Origin of the sequence: Zoogloea oleivorans (genome assembly GCF_008107625.1) — a bacterium.
Taxonomy (GTDB): domain Bacteria; phylum Pseudomonadota; class Gammaproteobacteria; order Burkholderiales; family Rhodocyclaceae; genus Zoogloea; species Zoogloea oleivorans.
Genome location: NZ_SDKK01000034.1, coordinates 12295 through 32442, shown reverse-complemented (window position 1 = coordinate 32442; position 20148 = coordinate 12295). Strand labels below are relative to the sequence as shown.

General features: G+C 62.1%; 13 protein-coding genes and 1 pseudogene. 5 read left to right on the top strand and 9 right to left on the bottom strand.

Annotated features, from left to right (window positions below; translation table 11 throughout):
- From ETQ85_RS23180 to ETQ85_RS23170, 3 genes are all read left to right on the top strand, one after another.
- Nucleotides 1-1396, top strand: a 1396-nt coding sequence (locus ETQ85_RS23180) for an efflux RND transporter periplasmic adaptor subunit (protein ID WP_187394836.1), incomplete at its 5' end; no start/stop codon positions are given.
- A gap of 12 nt (nucleotides 1397-1408) precedes the next feature.
- Nucleotides 1409-4543, top strand: coding sequence for an efflux RND transporter permease subunit (locus tag ETQ85_RS23175; protein ID WP_148581416.1), 3135 nt, complete (start codon nucleotides 1409-1411; stop codon nucleotides 4541-4543).
- Nucleotides 4540-5589 carry a DMT family transporter gene (locus tag ETQ85_RS23170; RefSeq protein WP_148581415.1) on the top strand — a complete coding sequence of 350 codons (1050 nt, stop codon included), beginning with the start codon at nucleotides 4540-4542 and terminating at the stop codon, nucleotides 5587-5589. Before ETQ85_RS23175 ends, ETQ85_RS23170 begins: the two co-directional genes overlap by 4 nt.
- Nucleotides 5590-5599: 10 nt before the next feature.
- Here ETQ85_RS23170 and ETQ85_RS23165 read toward each other — a convergent pair whose 3' ends face one another.
- The 7 genes from ETQ85_RS23165 to ETQ85_RS23135 form a co-directional block, all read right to left on the bottom strand.
- The gene (locus ETQ85_RS23165) at nucleotides 5600-6916 is read right to left on the bottom strand and encodes a hemolysin family protein (RefSeq protein WP_148581414.1); all 1317 of its coding nucleotides are present in this window, start codon (nucleotides 6914-6916) and stop codon (nucleotides 5600-5602) included.
- A gap of 111 nt (nucleotides 6917-7027) precedes the next feature.
- Nucleotides 7028-8191 (bottom strand): MFS transporter, encoded by a 1164-nt coding sequence (locus ETQ85_RS23160; RefSeq protein ID WP_281283122.1) that lies wholly within the window; start codon nucleotides 8189-8191, stop codon nucleotides 7028-7030.
- A gap of 47 nt (nucleotides 8192-8238) precedes the next feature.
- Nucleotides 8239-8694 carry a chromate resistance protein ChrB domain-containing protein gene (locus tag ETQ85_RS23155; RefSeq protein WP_148581412.1) on the bottom strand — a complete coding sequence of 152 codons (456 nt, stop codon included), beginning with the start codon at nucleotides 8692-8694 and terminating at the stop codon, nucleotides 8239-8241.
- A complete protein-coding gene (locus ETQ85_RS23150; RefSeq protein ID WP_148581411.1) occupies nucleotides 8691-9098 on the bottom strand; it encodes a hypothetical protein in 408 nt (135 codons plus the stop codon). The genes ETQ85_RS23155 and ETQ85_RS23150 overlap by 4 nt, the downstream gene beginning before the upstream one ends.
- On the bottom strand, nucleotides 9095-9832 hold the full coding sequence (locus ETQ85_RS23145; protein WP_148581410.1) for a superoxide dismutase: 738 nt from the start codon (nucleotides 9830-9832) through the stop codon (nucleotides 9095-9097). Before ETQ85_RS23145 ends, ETQ85_RS23150 begins: the two co-directional genes overlap by 4 nt.
- 22 nt (nucleotides 9833-9854) lie before the next feature.
- Nucleotides 9855-11216 (bottom strand): chromate efflux transporter, encoded by a 1362-nt coding sequence (gene chrA, locus ETQ85_RS23140; protein ID WP_148581409.1) that lies wholly within the window; start codon nucleotides 11214-11216, stop codon nucleotides 9855-9857.
- A complete protein-coding gene (locus ETQ85_RS23135; RefSeq protein ID WP_148581408.1) occupies nucleotides 11213-12154 on the bottom strand; it encodes a chromate resistance protein ChrB domain-containing protein in 942 nt (313 codons plus the stop codon). Before ETQ85_RS23135 ends, chrA begins: the two co-directional genes overlap by 4 nt.
- A gap of 192 nt (nucleotides 12155-12346) precedes the next feature.
- On the opposite strand from ETQ85_RS23135, the gene ETQ85_RS23130 reads away from it, so the two are divergent.
- Together ETQ85_RS23130 and ETQ85_RS23125 are read left to right on the top strand one after the other, a co-directional pair.
- On the top strand, nucleotides 12347-13519 hold the full coding sequence (locus ETQ85_RS23130; RefSeq protein ID WP_222862273.1) for an AAA family ATPase: 1173 nt from the start codon (nucleotides 12347-12349) through the stop codon (nucleotides 13517-13519).
- Nucleotides 13520-15736, top strand: coding sequence for a S8 family peptidase (locus ETQ85_RS23125; protein WP_148581407.1), 2217 nt, complete (start codon nucleotides 13520-13522; stop codon nucleotides 15734-15736).
- 122 nt (nucleotides 15737-15858) lie between these two features.
- On the opposite strand, the pseudogene ETQ85_RS27135 reads toward ETQ85_RS23125, so the two are convergent.
- A pseudogene (locus ETQ85_RS27135) lies at nucleotides 15859-15996 on the bottom strand (IS5/IS1182 family transposase); the annotation flags it as partial.
- Between the two features lie 662 nt (nucleotides 15997-16658).
- A complete protein-coding gene (locus ETQ85_RS23115; protein WP_148581405.1) occupies nucleotides 16659-20105 on the bottom strand; it encodes a pyruvate carboxylase in 3447 nt (1148 codons plus the stop codon).
- Nucleotides 20106-20148 lie beyond the last annotated feature (43 nt).

The following is a 20148-nucleotide window of genomic DNA, read 5'->3' as shown; positions in this document are numbered from 1 at the left end:
GACCGAGTTGTTCGTGGAGTTTCCCCGCCTCGTTGTCGGCGAGAAGTCGGCCTTCGCTGCCCACCTGACCCAACTGGCCGACTTCAAGGCCCTGGCCACGGGCACAGTGAGCGTGATTCTCTCCGGTGGTGGCCAGCCGGATGAAGTCTTTTCCACCCGCGCGCCAACCCAGTCGGGCATCTTCAGGCCGGAAGCCGAGCCCAGGCTTGCCGGACAGCGAGAACTCGAGATTGAGGTGGTTACCGCAGCCTTCACCGTTCGCCATCGCCTCGGCCCCGTCACGATCTACCCTGACCGGAAGAGCGCCGATGCGCTTGCTGCGGAGCACGAGGAGGGCGGCATTGGTTTCACCAAGGAACAGCAGTGGAAAGTGGATTTCGCTACTGCCGAAGTAACGCGGCATGCGATCCGTCCCGCGATCGCCGCCACCGGCACGCTGCGTGCCCGACCGGATGGCGAAGCCCTGCTGACGGCGCCGATGTCCGGCCAGGTGCAGCCTTCCGGCACTTTTCCGCAGCTTGGACAGGTCGTGAAGAAGGGTGACATCCTCGCCTACCTTTCACCGCGCCTGGGCGGCGACACTGATCTGGCATCGCTCCAGGCCAATGCCCGCAAGGCCAGGGTGGCGCTTGATCTGAGCGCACGTGAACGTGCCCGCATGGAAGAGCTCTTCAAGGATGAGGCCGTGCCCGAGAAACGCGTGCTCACCGCCCGTGCCGCTGAAGCGTCGGCACGGGCCGAGCTCGACGCCGCACAAGGGCGCCTTGGCCAGTACGGAGGGAGCGCCGGCGGGGTACCCCTGCGTGCTCCGGCTTCGGGGATCATTGCCGATGTACGCGTGTCTCCGGGCGCCTTTGCTCAGGAGGGCAGCTTGCTTTTTCACATCGTTGATCGCCGCATGCTGTGGCTGGAACTGCGGGTTTCCGAGTCGGAATCGGCCCGGCTCGCTGCGCCGAGTGGTGCCAGCTTCCGGGTGGAAGGCATCGAGAAGAGTTTCGACATCGTGCCGGGCAGGAATGGCCGCCTGATCGCCACGGGTGGGGCCATCGATACGGCAACCCGCACGGTGCCGGTCCTTTTCGAGTTCCCCCTGCCAGATGAACGCTTGCGTGTCGGCATGGCGGTGAAAGCGGAGGTCTACTCCGGCGCAGCCCGCGAAGTGATCGCTGTTCCAGGCTCGGCGGTGATCGACGAGAGTGGCGTCCCCCATGTGTTTGTAATGACCGGCGGAGAATCCTTCGAGCGTCGCCCGGTACGGGTGGGCACCCGCGAAGGTGACTGGGTGGAAATCGTTGAAGGCCTTGAGCCCGGCCAACGGGTGGTGTCGCGAGGCGCCTATCTGGTCAAGCTTGCCGCCACCAAGACTGGTGAAATCGGCCACGGCCATGCGCACTGACAGGGCACGATCATGATCGGACACATCATTGCGTGGTCGCTCCGCAACAAGCTTTTTGTCGTGCTGGCCGGCGTATTGCTGCTGGCCTGGGGGGGCTGGCAGGCTGCCCGCACACCGGTGGACGTTTTTCCGGATCTCACCGCACCGGCGGTAACGGTCGTCACCGAGGCGCACGGCATGGCGCCGACGGACGTGGAGAACCTGGTCACCTTTCCCATCGAAACCGCACTCAACGGTGCCCCCGGTGTGCGTCGGGTACGCTCGGCCACCAAGATCGGCCTGTCGGTGGTGACCGTCGAGTTCGAGTGGGGCACCGACCTCTACCGGGCTCGCCAGGTGGTGGCCGAACGCCTGCAACTGGCCCGTGCCACCTTGCCGCCGGATATCCCGGCGCCGGCGATGACGCCCGCCGCATCGATCATGGGGGAGATCCTTTTCATTGCATTGGTTTCCGACAAACACAATGGTCTGACCCTGAAGAACGTCGCAGAGCAGGTGCTCAAGCGGCGGATTCTGGCCGTCCCCGGGGTCGCTGAAGTGCTGCCTATCGGTGGTGACACCCAGCAGTTCCAGGTGACGGTGAAGCCCGAGCGTCTGGCCGCCTACAAGCTGACGCTCGACGAAGTGGTACTAGCGCTACGCGAGTCCAACCAGAACGCCTCAGCCGGCTTCTACGTGGAGGCGGGCCAGGAGTACCTGATCCAGGGCCAGGGCCGGATTGTCGTGCTGGACGATATTGCGGAAACGGTCATTACCGTCCGCGATGGGCAGCCGGTCTTGATCCGTCACGTCGCCGAAGTCGGCATCGGGGCTGCGCCAAAGCGTGGTGTTGGCTCCCATAACGGCAAGCCGGCGGTGGTGCTGGGCATCCAGAAGCAACCCGGGGCCAATACGCTGGAGCTGACCGATCGGCTTGACCGCACCCTGGCGGACATCCAGGCAGGCCTGCCGGCAGGCATGAAAATCGAGCGCCACATCTTCCGCCAGGCGGATTTCATCGGCACCTCGATCGACAACCTCCTCGTCGCCCTGCGCGACGGGGCCATCCTGGTCGTTGCCATCGTCTTCGCCTTCCTGCTGTCGGCTCGCGCCACGCTGATCACCCTGGTGGCCATCCCCCTGTCGCTGGTCGCTGCCATCCTGTCGATGAAGGCACTCGGGGCCACCATCAACACCATGACCCTGGGCGGCATGGCGATTGCCCTCGGTGCCCTGGTGGACGACGCCATCATCGTGGTGGAGAACATCGTCCGGCGTCTGCGGGAGAACCTGGCCCAGCCCGAAAGCGAACAGCACACCGTTCTGCAGGTGGTTTTCGATGCCACCCGGGAGATCCAGGGCTCCATCGTGTTTGCAACCCTGATCATCATGCTGGTGTTCATGCCGCTCTTCTTCCTCTCCGGTGTGGAAGGCCGGCTGATGGTGCCGCTGGGCTTTGCTTACGTTGTCTCCCTTGCCGCTTCGCTGCTGGTGGCGATCACCGTTACGCCGGTACTGGCGGCGCTTGTCCTGCCACGCTCGAAGATCGTCCGCCAGAACGTGGAGCCGCGCTTTCTGCATGCCATCAAGGGCGGCTACCGGCGCGTGCTGGACGCAACGCTGACCCGCTGGAAGGGGGTGACGCTGGTCAGTGTGCTTGCCTTGGTGGCATCCCTGGTTGCATTGAGCTTCGCAGGCCGGGCCTTTTTGCCGGATTTCAACGAAGGGACGCTGACGGTCAGTACCGCCACGCTGCCGGGCACCGCGCTGGAGGAGTCCGATCGCCTGGGCCAACAGGTCGAGCAGATCCTGCTGTCCCATCCTGAAGTGGTCGCTACCGCCCGTCGAACCGGCCGGGCCGAGGGCGATCCGCACGCGATGGACGTGTCTGCGTCGGAAATGGAAGTGACTTTGAAGATGCGGGAGCGCAGCAAGGAAGCCTTTCTGGCCGCGCTACGGGCCGACCTCGCCAGCATCCCGGGTACCCAGATCGTCATCGGTCAGCCGATTTCCCACCGCATCGACCACATGCTTTCGGGCAACCGCTCGAACATCGCGGTGAAGATATTCGGCCCCGAGCTGCCTGAGCTGCGTCGCCTGACCGGCGAAATCAAGGCTCTGGTGCAGACGGTTGACGGTGCGGTCGATGTTTCGGACGAGCAGCAGGGCGATATTCCCTTCCTCACCCTGCGCTTTCGGCGGGATGCCCTGGCCCGTCATGGCCTGTCCATCCGGCAGGTGGCGGAAACCGTCGAGATGGCCTTTTCCGGGATGGCGGTGAGCCGTGTCCAGCAAGGCCAGGCCAGCTACGATCTGGCGGTGCGCTTCGATCCTTCGGCGAAGGCCAATATCGATGCGATCCGCTCTACGCTGGTCACCACGGCCAGCGGAGCGCGCATCCCGCTTTCGGCCCTGGCCGATATTCGCAATGACCGGGCGCCGTACTACATCACGCGTGAAAACGTGCAGCGCAAGATGGTCGTGATGGCCAATGTGGCCGGGCGGGATCTGGCGAGCGTGGTGGACGACATCCGGCGCAATGTCGCGGCCCAGGTCAAGCTGCCTGCGGGCTACCACGTGGAGTACGGTGGCCAGTTCGAGAGCGCCGAAGAGGCCGGCCGGACACTGCTGTTCCTGGGCGTGGGCGTCATCGTGGGCATCTTCCTGCTGCTCTTCGTCGCTTTCCGCACTGCCCGGGATGCGCTGCTGGTGATGCTCAACCTGCCGCTGGCCATCATCGGTGGCGTGATCGGGGTGTTCGCCGCCGGTGGCGTGCTGTCGGTGGCGTCGATCATCGGCTTCATCACGCTGTTCGGCATCGTCACCCGCAACGGCGTGATGATGATCGCCCACATCCATCACCTGGTGGAGCACGAAGGGGTTGGCGATGCCACCGAAGCCGTCAGGCGCGGTGCCGAGGAGCGCCTGGTGCCCATTCTGATGACGGCCCTGGCTGCTGGTCTGGCGCTGGTGCCCCTGGCCTTGGCCGCCGGGCAGCCGGGCAGCGAGATCCAGTCGCCGATGGCCATCGTCATCCTGTTCGGGCTGGGCAGCTCGACGCTGCTCAACATGATCGTCGTGCCCGCGCTGTACCTGCGCTTCGGCGCCATCCACAAGCGCCTGGAGCAAGGCCCAGCTTCACCCCTGCAACGCAAGGATGTCGTATGAGCACCACGACGCCCGCCGTCTGGCTGGCCCTGCTGGCCGCGGCCCTGTTCGGCGCCAGCACGCCGTTCGTCAAGCTCCTGATCGGCGACGGCTCAGCCCTGGTGCTGGCCGGATTGCTCTACCTGGGCAGCGGCCTGGGCCTTGCCGTGGCTCGGCTACTGCGGGATCGGGGCTGGCAGGCGAGTGGACTGTCGGGTGCAGATTGGCGCTGGTTTGGAGGCGCCATCGGCTTCGGCGGTGTGCTCGGCCCATTGCTGCTCGTTGTCGGGCTTGGCAGAACAGGCGCAGGTACCGCTTCGCTGTTGCTCAACCTCGAAGCCGTGCTGACCGCGGTGCTGGCCTGGCTTGTGTTCCGGGAGCACGCCGGACGTCGGATTGTTGCCGGCATGGGATTCATTGTCGCCGGTGGCATTGCGCTTTCCTGGCAGAACGGAGAGGCTGGCCGGGGTGACTGGATCGGCCCGGCTGCGATCATGGGCGCCTGTCTGTGCTGGGCCATCGACAACAACCTGACCCGCAAGGTGTCTGCGTCCGATGCGTTGTTCATTGCCAGCGCGAAAGGACTGGTGGCGGGGGCCGTCAATCTGGGGCTGGCCCTCGTTCTTGGCCAGGCCCTGCCAGCCTGGCCGCTGGCCGGCATGACGATGAGTGTCGGTTTGCTGGGATACGGTCTGAGCCTGGTGTTTTTCGTGCGGGCGCTACGGGAACTGGGCACATCCCGGACCGGCGCCTATTTCTCCACCGCGCCGTTCGTCGGTGCGGCCGTGAGCATTGCACTGCTGGGAGAGCCGACTCCACCACCGTTCTGGATTGCCGCGGTTCTGATGAGTGTTGGCGTATGGTTGCATTTGACCGAGACTCATGAGCACGGGCATGTGCATGAGCCGCTGGACCATAGCCACGCGCATATTCACGACGAACACCATCAACACAGCCACACTCCGGCGTGGGATGGGCGGGAGCCGCATACCCATCCCCATCACCACATACCGCTAAATCACAACCATGATCATTTTCCGGACATCCATCACCGGCATGGACATTGAGCCTGCGGAGCTAGTGTATTGAGGTCGCAGATGGCATTGAAGCAGACACCAGCACCTTGTCCACTCGGTTGCGATCCATGTCCATGACCTCAAAACGCCAGCCAAGCACCTCGAAGTGATCGGTTGGCGCGGGGACACGGCCAAGGGCATGCATGATGAAACCGCCCAGTGTGTGGAAGGAGTGCTCATCCTCGCCCGGCAGATCGTCGACGATATCGAGAACTGACTTCAGGCGTTCGACACCCACATCCCCATCCATCAGCCAGGAGCCGTCCTCCCGTTGCAGCATGTCGCGATCCTCCGGGGCCTCAGGCACCGACAGTTCGCCGACGATGGCGGCCAGCACGTCGGTCAGCGTCACCAGGCCCTGCACATCCCCATACTCGTTGATGATCAGCGCGAACTGGAGGCGTGCCCGACGGAAGCTTTCGAGAAGCTGCGTAGTGGTGACGGACTCAGGGACGTAAAGTGGCGGGCGAAGCATCGACTCCACATCGGCCGTCGTGATTCCATGACCCGGAAGCACTTTCTTGAGCAGATCGCCGGTCTGAAGGACCCCCAGAACATGGTCCAGACCACCACGGCACACCACCAGCCGCGAGTATTCGGTCTCGATGATGCGCTGCCAGACGGTTTCCTCGTCTTCATCCAGATCGATGACCAGCATGTCACGGCGCGGGGTCATGATGGACGAGATGCGCTGTTCGTCCAGACGCAGCACATTGGAGACGATTTCCTGCTCGCTCTCATGGAAAACGCCGGCCTCGGCGCCTTGCTCCATCAACACCTTGATCTCGTCGTCGGTCACCGGTGGCTCGTCCTTGCGCTTGGCGCCCAGGAGCCGCAGGATGCCCGAGCAGGAACTGGACAGGATGACCACCAGCGGATGGGTGATCCGGGCCAGGATCATCATCGGCCGGGCCACCAGCGAGGCAATGCCCTCGGGAGCCAGCAAGGCAAGGCGCTTGGGTACCAGTTCGCCCACCACCACCGAGAAATAGGTCAGGCCAACCACGGTAACCGTCAGGGCGATACCCTTTGCGTAGGGCTCCAGCAGAGGAATGCCGACCAACCAGGCAGCCAGCGGGTCAGCCACCGCCGCTTCACCGATTGCACCGTTCAGGATGCCGACCAGGGTGATGCCGACCTGAATGGTGGACAGAAAGCTCGACGGTTCGTGGTGCAGCGAGAGAGCCGCCTGGGCACCCAGACTGCCGTCGTCAGCCAGATTTTGAAGCCGGGACTTGCGGGACGAGACCACGGCGATCTCGGACATGGCAAAAATGCCATTGATGACAATAAGCAGAAAAACTAGAGCTAAATCCATGAGGCAAGCCGCCCTACGTTCTTGAAAAGACGTGCGGCTTTGGAGTTGGGACGGGCGCTATTGTAACGAGGTGCTGCCGAACGGCGTGTTGGGCACGGATTGCAGCCTGAGTCATTGGGTATCGATTTCGCGAAACGCTCGCCACAACGCCAGATCGTAAGCAATTTTGAGTACGCCACAGGCCACCAGTGGTACGGCCAGCCAGCCGGTGGCAAAGAGTGCGCCCCCCAGCGCCGGGCTAACTGCTGAGGCGAGGCTGCGTGGTACGGTAGTGAAACTGGCGGCGGCAGCTCTCTCTCCCGGCGTCACCACGGCCATCACGAAGGCGCTTCGGGCCGGTACGTCCATCTGGGACATGAGCGAGCGCAGCAGCAGCAAACCGAGCGCCCACTCCATGCGCGGCGCAAAGGCGGCGGCGATCAGGCACAGGCTGGCCGGGATGTGGGTGAACACCATCGTGTTGACCAAGCCGATCCGCCTGGCCAGCCGGGGCGCCGCCAGTTGCGAAGCCGCGCCCAGCAGCCCGGACCATAGGAAGAACATCCCGGCAGCCCCCAGGGACAGCTCGAAGCGCTGGAACAACCACAGGGCCAGCAATGAATTGACCACCAGCCCACCGGCGAAGGAATCCACCGAAAACAAGGCGGCGAGCCGCAGCACAATGCCGCGGGACGGCCCAAGCGGTTTGGGCGGCACCCGTTCCTCATCGGCCTGTGGCTCGGGCAGGCGCCGATAGAGAAGCCACACCATGGCGCCGACCAGGCCATACAACGCGAACATCGCGCGCAACGCATCAAGGCGAGTCAGGTCGGCGAGCAGCACAAGTCGATCTGGCACGCCTGCCGCCAAGGCGCCCAGTGCCGCGAACAGGGCACCGAGCAGGCTGTAGCGGGCGAACAGACCCGTACGCGCCTCCCCGTGGGCGGCTTCAGCCAGGCGGGTATGCTCCAGCGGCAGGAACACGCTGACATCGCCGGAACTTGGGTTGAGCGTGCCGACGAAAGCAATCAGGAGCAGCGGCCAGAAGCTCGACCCAAGGGCAAAGGCAAATCCGGTCGCCGCCATCAGCACCGCCGCGCCAAGCAACAGACTTCGGTGGTGAACGCGGTGCCCCCACGCCCCGACTGCCAGGGTCGCCGCAGCGGAGCCGAGCAAGGTGGCACTGGCGATCAACCCCACCTCCCAGGTGCCGAAGCCCAGGGCCAACAAATAGACCGGCAAAAGGATTGCCATGTAGCCGTCAGCGAAGGCGCGCAGGGCACGCCCGACGAGCACAGGGCGTATCGAAGGCTCCGTTCCCACCGGCAGGAGCCAGCGTAAAATCACTTTAGGCCCAGGAAACGAGCGACCTTCTTGAGCGGCGTATCCGCACACCAAGCGTAGAGCGCATCGTAAACCACCATCCCGTGCCCAAGCATTTCGTGGTCGTCGGCAAAATTGAGGGACAAGCCCTTCGAGATGGCCAGGAGGCCGGCCGCCTCCCCGGCCAGTTCGGGCTGACCGCAGTCGGCAGCGCGCACTATGAGTGCGAGTTTGTCGAGGGCTACGTCCGCGATCGCATACTTGGCGATGAAGGCATCGAAGCTGCACCGATCCCCATGATGACCAAGTTCGACACCGGGCACGTCGTAGGGGATCGCCCCGGTCTCCGCCGCAATCCGTGTCACGTCACCGGCCGGCACGTAGAGGAATTCCGGAGCTTCATCGACGAAGCGCGCCACCAGCCACGGACAGGCGATCCGGTCGATCTTGGGGCGTTCACGGGTAATCCATTTCATGGTTTCACTTCCTTCGGTTGGATGGCCAGGGGTGTAAGGGAGCCTGACAACGCCTCGTAACCGTCCCTGAACAGTCGCACCTCACGGCCGCGTTGTCGGATCTCGTAGCATTCTTCGGGACTCGCCGGCCGGCTCCAGGTCCAGCACAAGTTCTGACCAGTCACTTTCCAGTTGCCGCGGGCCGGCTTGCCCATGTCCGTACCGGTCAGTCGTCCATCCCGGTGAAACTGATTGGCAAAATGCACCTCATCGCCCAGGTTCTGATCGGCGAAGAGCGCCCGCAATTCACTTCCACGGACCGGGCGCCAGGATTTTTCCAGCCCCGCAGCATCCGCTCCGCCGGCCCAAGCGATGCCGAGCAGGAGCAGCCAGGTCGCGCGGAAACGACCCGCAGAACCCTTCAAACTCTTGTCTTTGATGCGGCGTCTATCCGTGCCGCCACGGCATCCCACTGGATGTTCTTGAAGAATGCGTCGATGTACCTGGCCGCGGCCGCACCGTAGTCCATCTGGTAGGCGTGCTCGTACATGTCCATCACCAGCAGCGGAAGGGTCGCTGCCGGACCATGGGCGTGATCGGCCAGCCAGTAGTTCTCCAGTTGGTGGGTATGGATGTTGTAGCCGAGCACCACCCAACCGGAACCGCCGCCGAGGCCCGCACCGATGCGCCGGAACTCGGTTTCCCAGGTGTCGAAGCTGCCAAAGGCGTCGGCGATGATCTTGCGTTCACTCGCCCCCGCCTTGCCGTCGCCCCCCAGGTTGTCGAAGTAATACTCGTGGAAGACGACCGAGCCCGTGCGCAGCAGGTGCTCGCGCTTCAGCTCGTTGTAGATGAAGGGCGGCGTGTCCTTGTTGGCGAGGGCTTCGGCGAGGTGCTTTTTGACAACACCCAGCGCCTTGACCGAGCCGCCGTAATTGTTTTCCCAGTGGGAGCGGATCAAGCGCTCTGACAGGCCATTCAGCTTTGCAGGGTCGAAGGCCAGGGGCTTGAGCGCCGTCTGGCTCTCGAAGGCGGGCAGGATGGACATGGCAGCTTTCTCCGCTTGGGCATTGGCGGCATGGGAGGTGCCGAGGGCCGCTGCCGTCGCGGCTGCAGCATGTAAAACAGCACGGCGTTTAGGGTCGAAGGCTTCGGTCATGGGGTTCTCCGGGCGATGGGTTTCAAAGCAGGGTCTTGATGAGCAGGCCGAGCACGGCGCATGCGGCGATGACCTGGATCACGCTGCGCTTGTAACGGAACAGGGCAATGGCTGCCGCCAGGGCGATCAGCGCGGAAATCCAGTCGAAACTGCCGGCAAAACCCTTCGGCCACAGCACGTGATAGCCGAAGAACAGCGCCAGGTTGAGGATCACGCCCACTACGGCAGCGGTGATGGCGGTGAGGGGTGCGGTGAACTTGAGATCGTTGTGGGTCGTCTCGATCAGCGGCCCGCCGGCCAGAATGAAGATGAAGGATGGCAGGAAGGTGAGCCAGGTCACCAAGCTGGCCGCCACGGCACCGGCGAGAAACAGGCTGTCCGGACCAAAAACCGCCTTCACGTAGCCGCCGATGAAGCCGACGAAGGCCACCACCATGATCAGCGGCCCGGGCGTCGTTTCACCCAGGGCCAGCCCGTCGATCATCTGGGTGGGTGTGAGCCAGCCGTAATGTCCGACAGCCCCCTGATACACATAAGGCAGCACCGCGTAGGCGCCGCCGAAGGTCAGCAGCGCGGCCTTGGTGAAGAACCAGCCCATCTGCGTCAGGGTGTGGTCCCAGCCGTAGCGGGCAGTGAGCAGGCCCATTGGAATCGCCCACAACAGGGCGCCGATCACAGCTACCCGGAGCAGCCCGGTCCAGCGGAAGCGGGCATGTTCCGGCGTCGGCGTGTCATCGTCGATCAGCGCCCGGCCGAAGGACTTGTCGGCCTTGCCATGCCCGCCACCGGCCTTGAACTTGTCGGGGGCAACCCGTCCGCCCACGTAGCCGATGAGCGCGGCGACCGCGACGATGGCCGGGAACGGCACATCCAGCGCAAAGATCGCCACAAAGGACGCGGCGGCAATCGCCCACAGGGCCTTGTTCTTGAGTGCCCGACCACCAATGCGGTGGGCAGCCTGCACAACGATGGCGGTGACTGCCGGCTTGATGCCGTAGAACAACCCGGCCACCAGAGGCATCTCGCCGAAGGCGATGTAGACCCACGACAGGGCAATCAGGATGAATAACGAGGGCAGCACGAACAGCACCCCGGCGACGATGCCGCCCCAGCTTCGGTGCATCAGCCAGCCGATGTAGGTGGCGAGTTGCTGGGCCTCGGGGCCAGGCAGCACCATGCAGTAATTGAGGGCGTGCAGGAAGCGGCGCTCGGAAATCCAGCGGCGGTTTTCCACCAGTTCCTGGTGCATGATCGAAATCTGCCCGGCCGGTCCGCCGAAGCTGATGAAGCCGAGCTTCAGCCAGAAAACGAAGGCTTCCCAGAAGCTGACCGGCGCGGGTGGCGCGTCAGGACTCACTTCAGGAATGGTGGTGGCGTGGTTCATTTTGCGGGAGTCGCTTTCTCGAAGGAGGCCAGCAGGCCATCAAAGACCGTGCTGGCGAAGTTCAGGAGTTGATCGTCATCGCCAATGGTGTCCCGCAGGCCTGCCAGGGCGCTCTCGATACCCACCGATTCGGGGGGCTGCACGCCCCCCACATCCAGGAAATGCACCAGCGCCCCAAGCCTTTGCAGCGCGGGGGTTTCGAGGCCGAAGCTCGCCAGCAGGACTTCAAAGGTGACCCGAACGCCGACGTGACTGAAAGTCGCACCGTCGAAATCGAAACCCAGGGCATCGGGCGGGCAATCGGCAGGCGACGCCAGCCACAGCAGGTGCGCATCCGGATCGATGAAGCGGCGGATCAGCCATGCGCTGGCGAGGCGGTCCACCCATGGACGACAACGGGTAGCCCACGTCCGGCCGAGGTACAGGCCAAGCGGCAGTTGGGGAATCGTGCCGGCGACGGCATGAGGTTCATCTGGAGACAAGGCCCAGCCTGCCTGCTGCTCCAGATCCTGCAAAGCCGCCTCGGCCTGGCGCCGGGCCTCGCCGGGGAAGAAATCAATTTCAGCGAGGCCCGCGAAGGTCTTGCGTAGCTTGCGTGCCTGCTTGAGGGTGTCGGCCGCGGTCTCGGCAGCAAGTCCTGCATGCGCCTTGCTGATGTCGGCGAGCAACACCGCATAGTCCTCACGGCGGTCAAACAGGCTGACGAAGGCAGCGCCATCCGGCTCTTCGACACGCAGGACAAAAACCGTGCCGCCGGCACCCAGGATGTCGGTGGCCACGGAATCGAGCGTATTGCGGCAGGATTCCCGTTCAGGCATCAGATACACGCCGTCACGCAGGACGGCGGCCCCTGATGCCTTGAGCGCCCGCCAGGCCCGCATCCGGGCCGTGGCGTTCTCGGTGGGAAGACTGGTGATAAGCGAGAGCCATTGAGTCATGTCGTCTACGCTACATCTTCGTTGATGTGGTTACAAGTAAATTTTGATGGGCAATGTCGCGGCACAGGAAGGAAGGATAGGGATGGCTACACTGCACTTTTCGCTGCATGTATCCCTGCATGACTTATTGACGATTTTTAGTTTTGGTCATAAAATTCGCCATAATAATTTTTCATAATTCTGGTGATTCTTGTGAATAAATCTGAAGGGGTGGGCGAATGCAAGGATCTGGAAGATGATCTCGCCAATTTGGCAAGACTCGCTGCCGCGGACTCTTGTGAAGACACACGACTGCTGTTGGCGAAATTGGTTCGTAAGTACCGGCAAGGTCGCCCTGAGTTGGCTTCACGCCTGGATCAGTCACTAAAGACAACACAAACCCGATCGGCTGGGAGTTCTGTGCTTCGACGCGGAGTGTCGGTGAGCGATGACCGGGAGATCCTGCTGCCTGTTGACGGAGATTCCCGTCTGCCGCTGATTCGTGTATTCGATGACCGAGAGGGATTGGCAGCACCCATTCTTCCCGTAGGGGTAGGCGATGCGATCAGAGCGATCATCCATGAACGTCAGGAGTCAGAGCGCTTGGCTGCACGGGGTATTAGCCCCACTCGATCGGCCATCCTGGTCGGTCCGCCTGGCGTGGGGAAAACCCTGTCTGCCCGCTGGATTGCGCAGTCGCTCGGAAAGCCGCTGTGGGTCCTTGATCTGACGGCGGTGATGAGCAGCCTTCTGGGAAAGACCGGAAACAATCTGCGCATGGCGCTTGATCATGCCAAGAAGCATGCGGCGGTCCTTTTGCTCGACGAAATTGATGCCATCGCGAAGCGTCGGAGTGACGAATCGGATATCGGTGAGCTCAAGCGTTTGGTTACCGTCATGCTTCAGGAGGTTGATCAGTGGCCGGACAGCGGCCTGCTGCTTGCTGCCACCAACCACCCGGAATTGGTGGATCCCGCGCTGTGGCGTCGTTTTGACTTGGTCGTGAAATTCGATGCACCAGATGCGAAATCAATCGCCGTCGCGATCGAGCGTTTTCTGGGCGAAGACCGGGGGCTCTTCCAGCCCTGGATCGATGTGCTGGCTGCAGGCTTCCAGGGGCAATCGCTCTCCGATGTGGAGCGAAGCATCAATGCGCTTCGGCGTGGCTATACGCTGGAAGTCGCCCCCGTCGAGAGGTTGATCTCGTCAGTGCTGGGGCAAAACCAGGAAATGCTCAGTAAGGCTGAACGGTTGCATTTGGCCATTGAACTCGCCAAAGCTGGACAGCATACCCATGTTCAGATAAGCCAGATGACGGGTGTTGCCCGCGATACGATTCGCAAGCATGCGGGGCCGTCGCCTCGTAAAGGAAGGGGGCTCAAGTAAATGACCACGCGATACCTGATTGGCCGGGCAGAGTTGCTGACGTACCCCATTGAGGCACCCAAGAAAGCCCCAAGCAACAAGGCCCACCCTTACACGCTTGGTGAGGCGAAGCAGGTCATCGTCCCTCAGATCGAAGCTGCCAATGTGCTGTTTCAAGAGCTTCCGGGCAAGGCGTGCGTTGATGATCTAGCCGTCGCGCGGCTGGTCTTGCATCCCGCCTATTTAGCGAAGTCGTTTTTCCCCAAGCAGCTCTTCGATCAGGTGGGGCTCACGTCAGTGGGGTCGCGGACTCGCCGCATCAAACCACGACGGCAGGTGCTAAAGAAGGCACCAGCCGAGGCCGACACCACAGAGATATTCGTTGCGGGAACGCGCTCTGCCCTCAAGAAGTTCCCGGCCTTCGCCCGTAGCCTGAATGAGCAGATGCCGGTTGGGGAGCAGTTCGCCCAGCTCGAAAGCTTTGCCGCAATGACTGCCGCCGACCGGCTTCAGCTTGAGGGCACAGAACTTGGGCACGTCTTCGAGGTCGGCCTTCACCTGCCGCCGGACGGTGACGCGGGCTACGTCCGGTCACTCTTTGCTGACTACGCCAAGGACTGTGGATTTCTCGTCAACGGGGAGTTTGGGTTCGAGGCTGGTAGGCTGCTGTTTATTGCCGTGGAGGGCGACGCGACAGCGCTTGAACGCTTGGCTCAATTTACACTGGCTCGGGTGATTCGACCGATGCCGCACCTGCGAGCCGCGCGCCCCGTCACAAGGAGCCAGCCGCTCTCAGTACCGTTTTCTCTGCCAAGCGCCGAGCCGCTTTCACGGGAACCCAAGGTTGCCGTGTTGGACGGAGGATTGCCCGTTGAGCACGTTCTCGGTCGATATGTTCGTCGCTATTTTCTTGCTGACGAGCATGCACTGGATGTGCCCTCATACTTGGAGCACGGTCTCGGTGTCACCTCAGCACTCCTTTTCGGTCCAATTGAACCCGAAGAGGTTGCGGCGCGTCCATATGCCCCCGTTGACCACCACCGAGTGCTCGATGCCAAAGTGGAAGGTGAGGACCCCTACGAGTTGTATCGAACACTTGGACATGTGGAAACGGTTCTGCTGTCCCGTCAGTATCAGTTTGTGAACCTGAGCCTGGGGCCGGATCTGCCCGTCGAGGATCAAGATGTCCATGCGTGGACTGCTGTCATCGACAGCATCTTGAGTGACGGGGAAACCTTGATGACGGTGGCGGTCGGCAACAACGGGGAGCGCGATGAGGCCTTGGGGTTCAATCGGATTCAGGTGCCCGCAGATAGCGTCAATGCCTTGTCGGTTGGCGCGGCGGATCGTTCGGGCGCCGAATGGAAGAAGGCCGCATACAGCGCGATAGGGCCAGGCCGGAGTCCGGGACGACGCAAGCCTGATGTCGTTGCTTTCGGCGGAGCCCCGAAAGAGTATTTCCATGTCGCAGCACCCGGACTGAAACCGAACGTGGCGGCGACACTCGGAACGAGCTTTGCAGCGCCACTGGCATTGCGGTCCGCCGTGGGCATCCGAGCCATCCTGGGTGATCCCGTCCATCCTCTGACGATCAAGGCCCTTCTCGTACATGGTTGCGATAGTGCGGACGATCACGATGTGCGGCAGGTTGGATGGGGGCGTGTTCCGTCCGACATGAATCGACTCATTACTTGCGGAGAGGGTGAGGCTCGGATCATTTATCAGGGGGAGCTGAGGGCTGGGAAGTTCCTCCGTGCCCCCATTCCGCTGCCTGAGTTTCAGCTAGAAGGAAAGGTCCGCATTCGGGCAACCTTTTGCTACGCGAGCCCGGTTGACCCTCAGGACGCCGGCGCTTACACCAAGGCTGGGCTGGGAATCACTTTTAGGCCGAACCGTACAAAGCAGGCAGCCGGCAAGAAAAACGCCGCGTCGAAGACATTCTTTCCTAAAGCTGTGTTCAGGACGGAGGAGGAGTTACGTTCGGATCTCGGGAAGTGGGAGACTGTTCTCCACGCGGAAAATGGCTGCTTGGGTAGTAGCCTTCTGGAGCCCGTCTTTGATGTGCATTACAACGCTCGTGAAGCGGGTGGTGCAGCGTCGGGGGCTCCCTCTATCCGCTACGCGCTTGTTGTCACAGTGTCTGCACCGAAACATCCTGAACTGCATCAAGATATCTTGAAGGCCCATGCGGTCTTGCAGGCACTTGAGCCTCAAGTGTCGCTGCCGCTGCGAACCTAAAGAGGGGGGGATTTCTGTGAGGCATGCATATTCACGGGTTACTGCCCCTGGAAGCAGTATCGGCTCACGTCGTAGATGCTCACCTATGAGTAAGGTCGGATACCCCGGAGTTCACTTTGCGTACCCGTACGGGCGACCCACAAGACGGCCTCGACGAAAAGCCGGTTGTCCGCTGCGGTATGCCCCGGATCGCTCGCCTTGCCCGGCAGCCATCCTGCAATCCGCTCATATTGATCGTCACGCAAGCACACACGCACCATCCTGAGTCTGCCCAAAAGTCAGAATAGGACCACAAGTGGCGCCGGGTGAACAGCCCCCTGCGCAACCGGCTGAACGTAAACGACTTTCTGGGCTGGTCAGGAGAGCATCATTTCTCGGGGGGGATTGTCAACAGACCCTAGTATGTGCATGGATATGTCTGCGTCACGCAAACACCCCTGCCCGCGACCGCGCGAGGAAGGGGTTTGGGGTGCAGTGGAACGGAAAACCGGGTTAGGCGCTTGTCATTGTAAAATGATTGGCATCCCAGCCAGCAAAGCTGGTCAGTTCATGAAAAGAAAAAAATCGTACGCTAAGCCTCGTCGGGCATCTGTAGCGGATTGATATACAGACGACATGCCGCAATGCAGTAAATACGCGGAGCGGTATGCTGATATGATTATCTTGCGAACTGCGGCAACCGGCCAGTTCCAGACATTGAGGTCAGTTGCTCCATTGCGGCCATTGGTCGAGCCAAATACTCAATACCAGTCGGTCATTCTGTCAGAACGACCACCGATGCCCATGGTCATGATCGACATAGCACCTGTGCAGTTACCGGCTATACAGTTCACGCCTGCCGATGCATCTTCCCGATCAGGTACCCCCGTTGTGTTTTGGAACTACAGATCAGCCCAAGCATGGACACATGCAAAGCTCTCGGTCAACGCAGCTCGACCAGCAGGTCCTGGGCATTCACCGTTTCCCCGGTGCGCACATGAATGGCATGCACCACTGCGTCGCGCTCGGCGCTCAGCATGGTTTCCATCTTCATGGCTTCCATCGACAGCAGTGGGTCGCCCTTGGCCACTTTCTGCCCGACCTTGACCGCCACCGTGACCACCATGCCCGGCATCGGTGCGCCCACGTGTTTGGGGTTGCCTTCTTCCGCCTTCGGTTTGGCCTTGACCGCACCCAAGCCGGCCTTGTGGACCCGCACCGTGCGCGGCTGGCCGTTGAGTTCAAAAAACACCTTGATCTTGCCTTCTTCGTCCACCGTGTCCGAGCGTCCGGTCTGGCGCACCACCAGGGTTTTGCCCTTGTCGATGTCGATGGCGATTTCTTCGCGGTCCAGCAGGCCATAGAAGAAGGGTGAAGTTGGCAGCAAAGACACGTCGCTGTAGTCGCGCCGATGTTCGGCATAGTCCTTGAAGACCTTGGGGTACATCAAATAAGAGGCCAAGTCGGTGTCGCTTACCTTGCGGCCAATGGCGTGTTCAGCCTCTAGCCGTTTGGCCTCCAGATCCACTGGTGGCAAATGGTCGCCGGCGCGGCCTTGCATCGGGGCTTCACCGCGCAGCACTTTCTTTTCCAAGGGTTTGGGGAAACCATCCGGCGGAAAGCCCAGCTCGCCCTTGAACAGTGAAATCACCGACTCAGGGAAGGCAACCTCACGCGCCGGGTTGCTGACATCCTGCGGCTTGAGGTCGTTGGCGACCATGAACAGCGCCATGTCACCGACCACCTTGGAGGTGGGTGTGACTTTGACGATGTCTCCAAACAGGATGTTCACGTCGGCGTAGGCCTTGGACACCTCGGGCCAGCGGTGCGCCAAGCCCATGGCGCGCGCCTGTTCGCGCAGGTTGGTGTACTGGCCACCGGGCATTTCGTGGTTGTAGACATCTGAGGTGCCTGAGCGCATATCAGCCTCAAACGGCACATAGGCACGGCGCACGCCTTCCCAGTAATGCGACAGGGCTTGCATGGCAGCCAAGTCCAGACCGGGGTCGCGTGCTGAGCCGCTGAGTGCTGCGGCAATTGAGCCCAGATTGGGCTGAGACGTCAAGCCGCTCATGGCATCCAGCGCGCCATCGACCGCATCACAGCCCGCATCAATCGCCGCAAGCACCGAGGCCGCCGATATGCCGCTGGTGTCGTGGGTGTGGAAATGGATCGGCAAACCGACCTCTTGCTTGAGCACCCTCACCAACTCGAACGCAGCACGCGGTTTGCACACACCGGCCATGTCCTTGATGCCCAGAATGTGGGCGCCGGCTTTTTCCAGCTGTTTGGCCAGGCCGACGTAGTATTTGAGGTCGTACTTGCTGCGCTTGGTGTCAAACAGGTCGCCGGTGTAACACAGCGCACCTTCACACAGGGCACCGGTCTCAATCACCGCGTCCATCGCCACCCGCATGTTGTCGACCCAGTTGAGGGAGTCAAACACGCGGAACACATCGACGCCATTCTTGGCCGCCTGCTGGACAAAGTAGCGCACCACGTTGTCCGAGTAGTTGGTGTAACCCACCGCGTTGCTGGCACGCAGCAGCATCTGGAACAAGATGTTGGGGGTGGCTTCGCGCAATCTGGCCAGGCGCTCCCACGGGTCTTCTTTCAGGAAACGCAGCGCCACGTCAAAGGTGGCGCCGCCCCAGCACTCCATCGAGAACAGTTGCGGCAACATGCGGGCGTAATGCGGCGCAATGGCGGTCATGTCATCCGAGCGCATGCGGGTGGCAAACAGCGACTGATGCGCGTCGCGCATGGTGGTGTCGGTCAGCAGCACCTGCGGCTGGTCTTTCATCCACTGGGCAAACTGATTTGGGCCAAGTTCTTTCAAGCGGTCGCGTGTGCCTTTGGGAATCGGAGCGGTCAGGTCACACACTGGCTTGATCGGCAGTGACAGCGGCAGCTGGGGCAGCGTGCGGCCTTTCATCTCGGGGTTGCCGTTGATGGCCACATCGCCCAGGAACTTCAGCAAGCGGGTGGCGCGGTCACGGCGCTTGACAAAGTTGAACAACTCTGGCGTGGTGTCGATGAAGCGGGTGGTGCATTCACCCGAGCGAAACAGCGGGTGGGCAATGACGTTTTCAAGGAACTGCAAGTTGGTGGACAGGCCACGCACGCGGAACTCACGCAGGGCGCGGTCCATGCGGGCGGCGGCTTCGTCCGGTGTGTGGCCCCATGCGGTGACCTTGACCAGGAGAGAGTCGTAATACGGGGTGATCACGGCACCGGCGTAGGCGGTGCCGGCATCCAGGCGGATGCCAAAACCCGCCGCGCTGCGGTACACCGCGATCTTGCCGTAATCGGGGGTGAAGTTGTTTTCCGGGTCTTCGGTGGTGACACGGCATTGCAGGGCGTGGCCGCGCAGGCTGATGTCTTTCTGGAACGGAATGAAGGAGTCATCGTCACCGACCTTGGCGCCTTCGGTGACACGAATCTGCGCCTTGACGATGTCGACGCCGGTGACCACTTCGGTGACGGTGTGTTCGACCTGGATACGCGGGTTGACTTCGATGAAGTAATACTTGCCGCTGTCCACGTCATACAGGTACTCGACCGTGCCGGCGTGGCTGTAGTGGGCGGCGCGGGCCAGACGCAGCGCGGATTCGCACAGCTCCTGGCGGGTGGCTTCATCCATGTACGGGGCGGGGGCACGCTCCACCACTTTCTGGTTGCGGCGTTGTACCGAGCAGTCACGCTCAAACAGGTGCACCAGGTTGCCATGTTTGTCACCCATGACCTGCACTTCGACGTGGCGGGCGCGGCGCACCAGTTTTTCCAGATAGACCTCGTCGTTGCCAAACGCGGCCAGGGCTTCGCGTTTGGCCAGCTCCATCATCGGTGCCAGGTCGGCTTCGGTTTCGATCACCCGCATGCCACGGCCACCGCCGCCCCAGCTGGCCTTGAGCATCAGCGGGTAACCCACAGTGAGCGCCATGGCTTTGGCACCTTCAATGTCATCCGGCAAGGCACCGGTGGCGGGCACAACCGGCACGCCGGCGGCAATCGCCACGGCACGGGCGGCCACCTTGTTGCCCAGGGTGCGCATGACATCGCCTTTGGGACCAATGAAGGCGATGCCAGCTGCGGCACAGGCGTCGGCAAAGTCGGGGTTCTCGCTCAGGAAGCCGTAGCCGGGGTGAATCGCGTCGACCTCGGCTTCTTTGGCGATGCGGATGATGTCGTCAATGTCGAGGTAGGCTGAGATTGGCTTTTTACCGGCACCCACCAGATATGACTCGTCGGACTTGAAGCGGTGCAGCGCAAAGCGGTCTTCATTGGAGAAGATGGCCACCGTGCGGATGCCCATCTCGGAGGCTGCGCGTAGCACCCGGATGGCGATTTCGCTGCGGTTGGCGACAAGGATGCTTTTGATTTTTTTCATGGCGAATTAGAAAAATTTGTGGGTCAGACCACTTGCGCAGCGA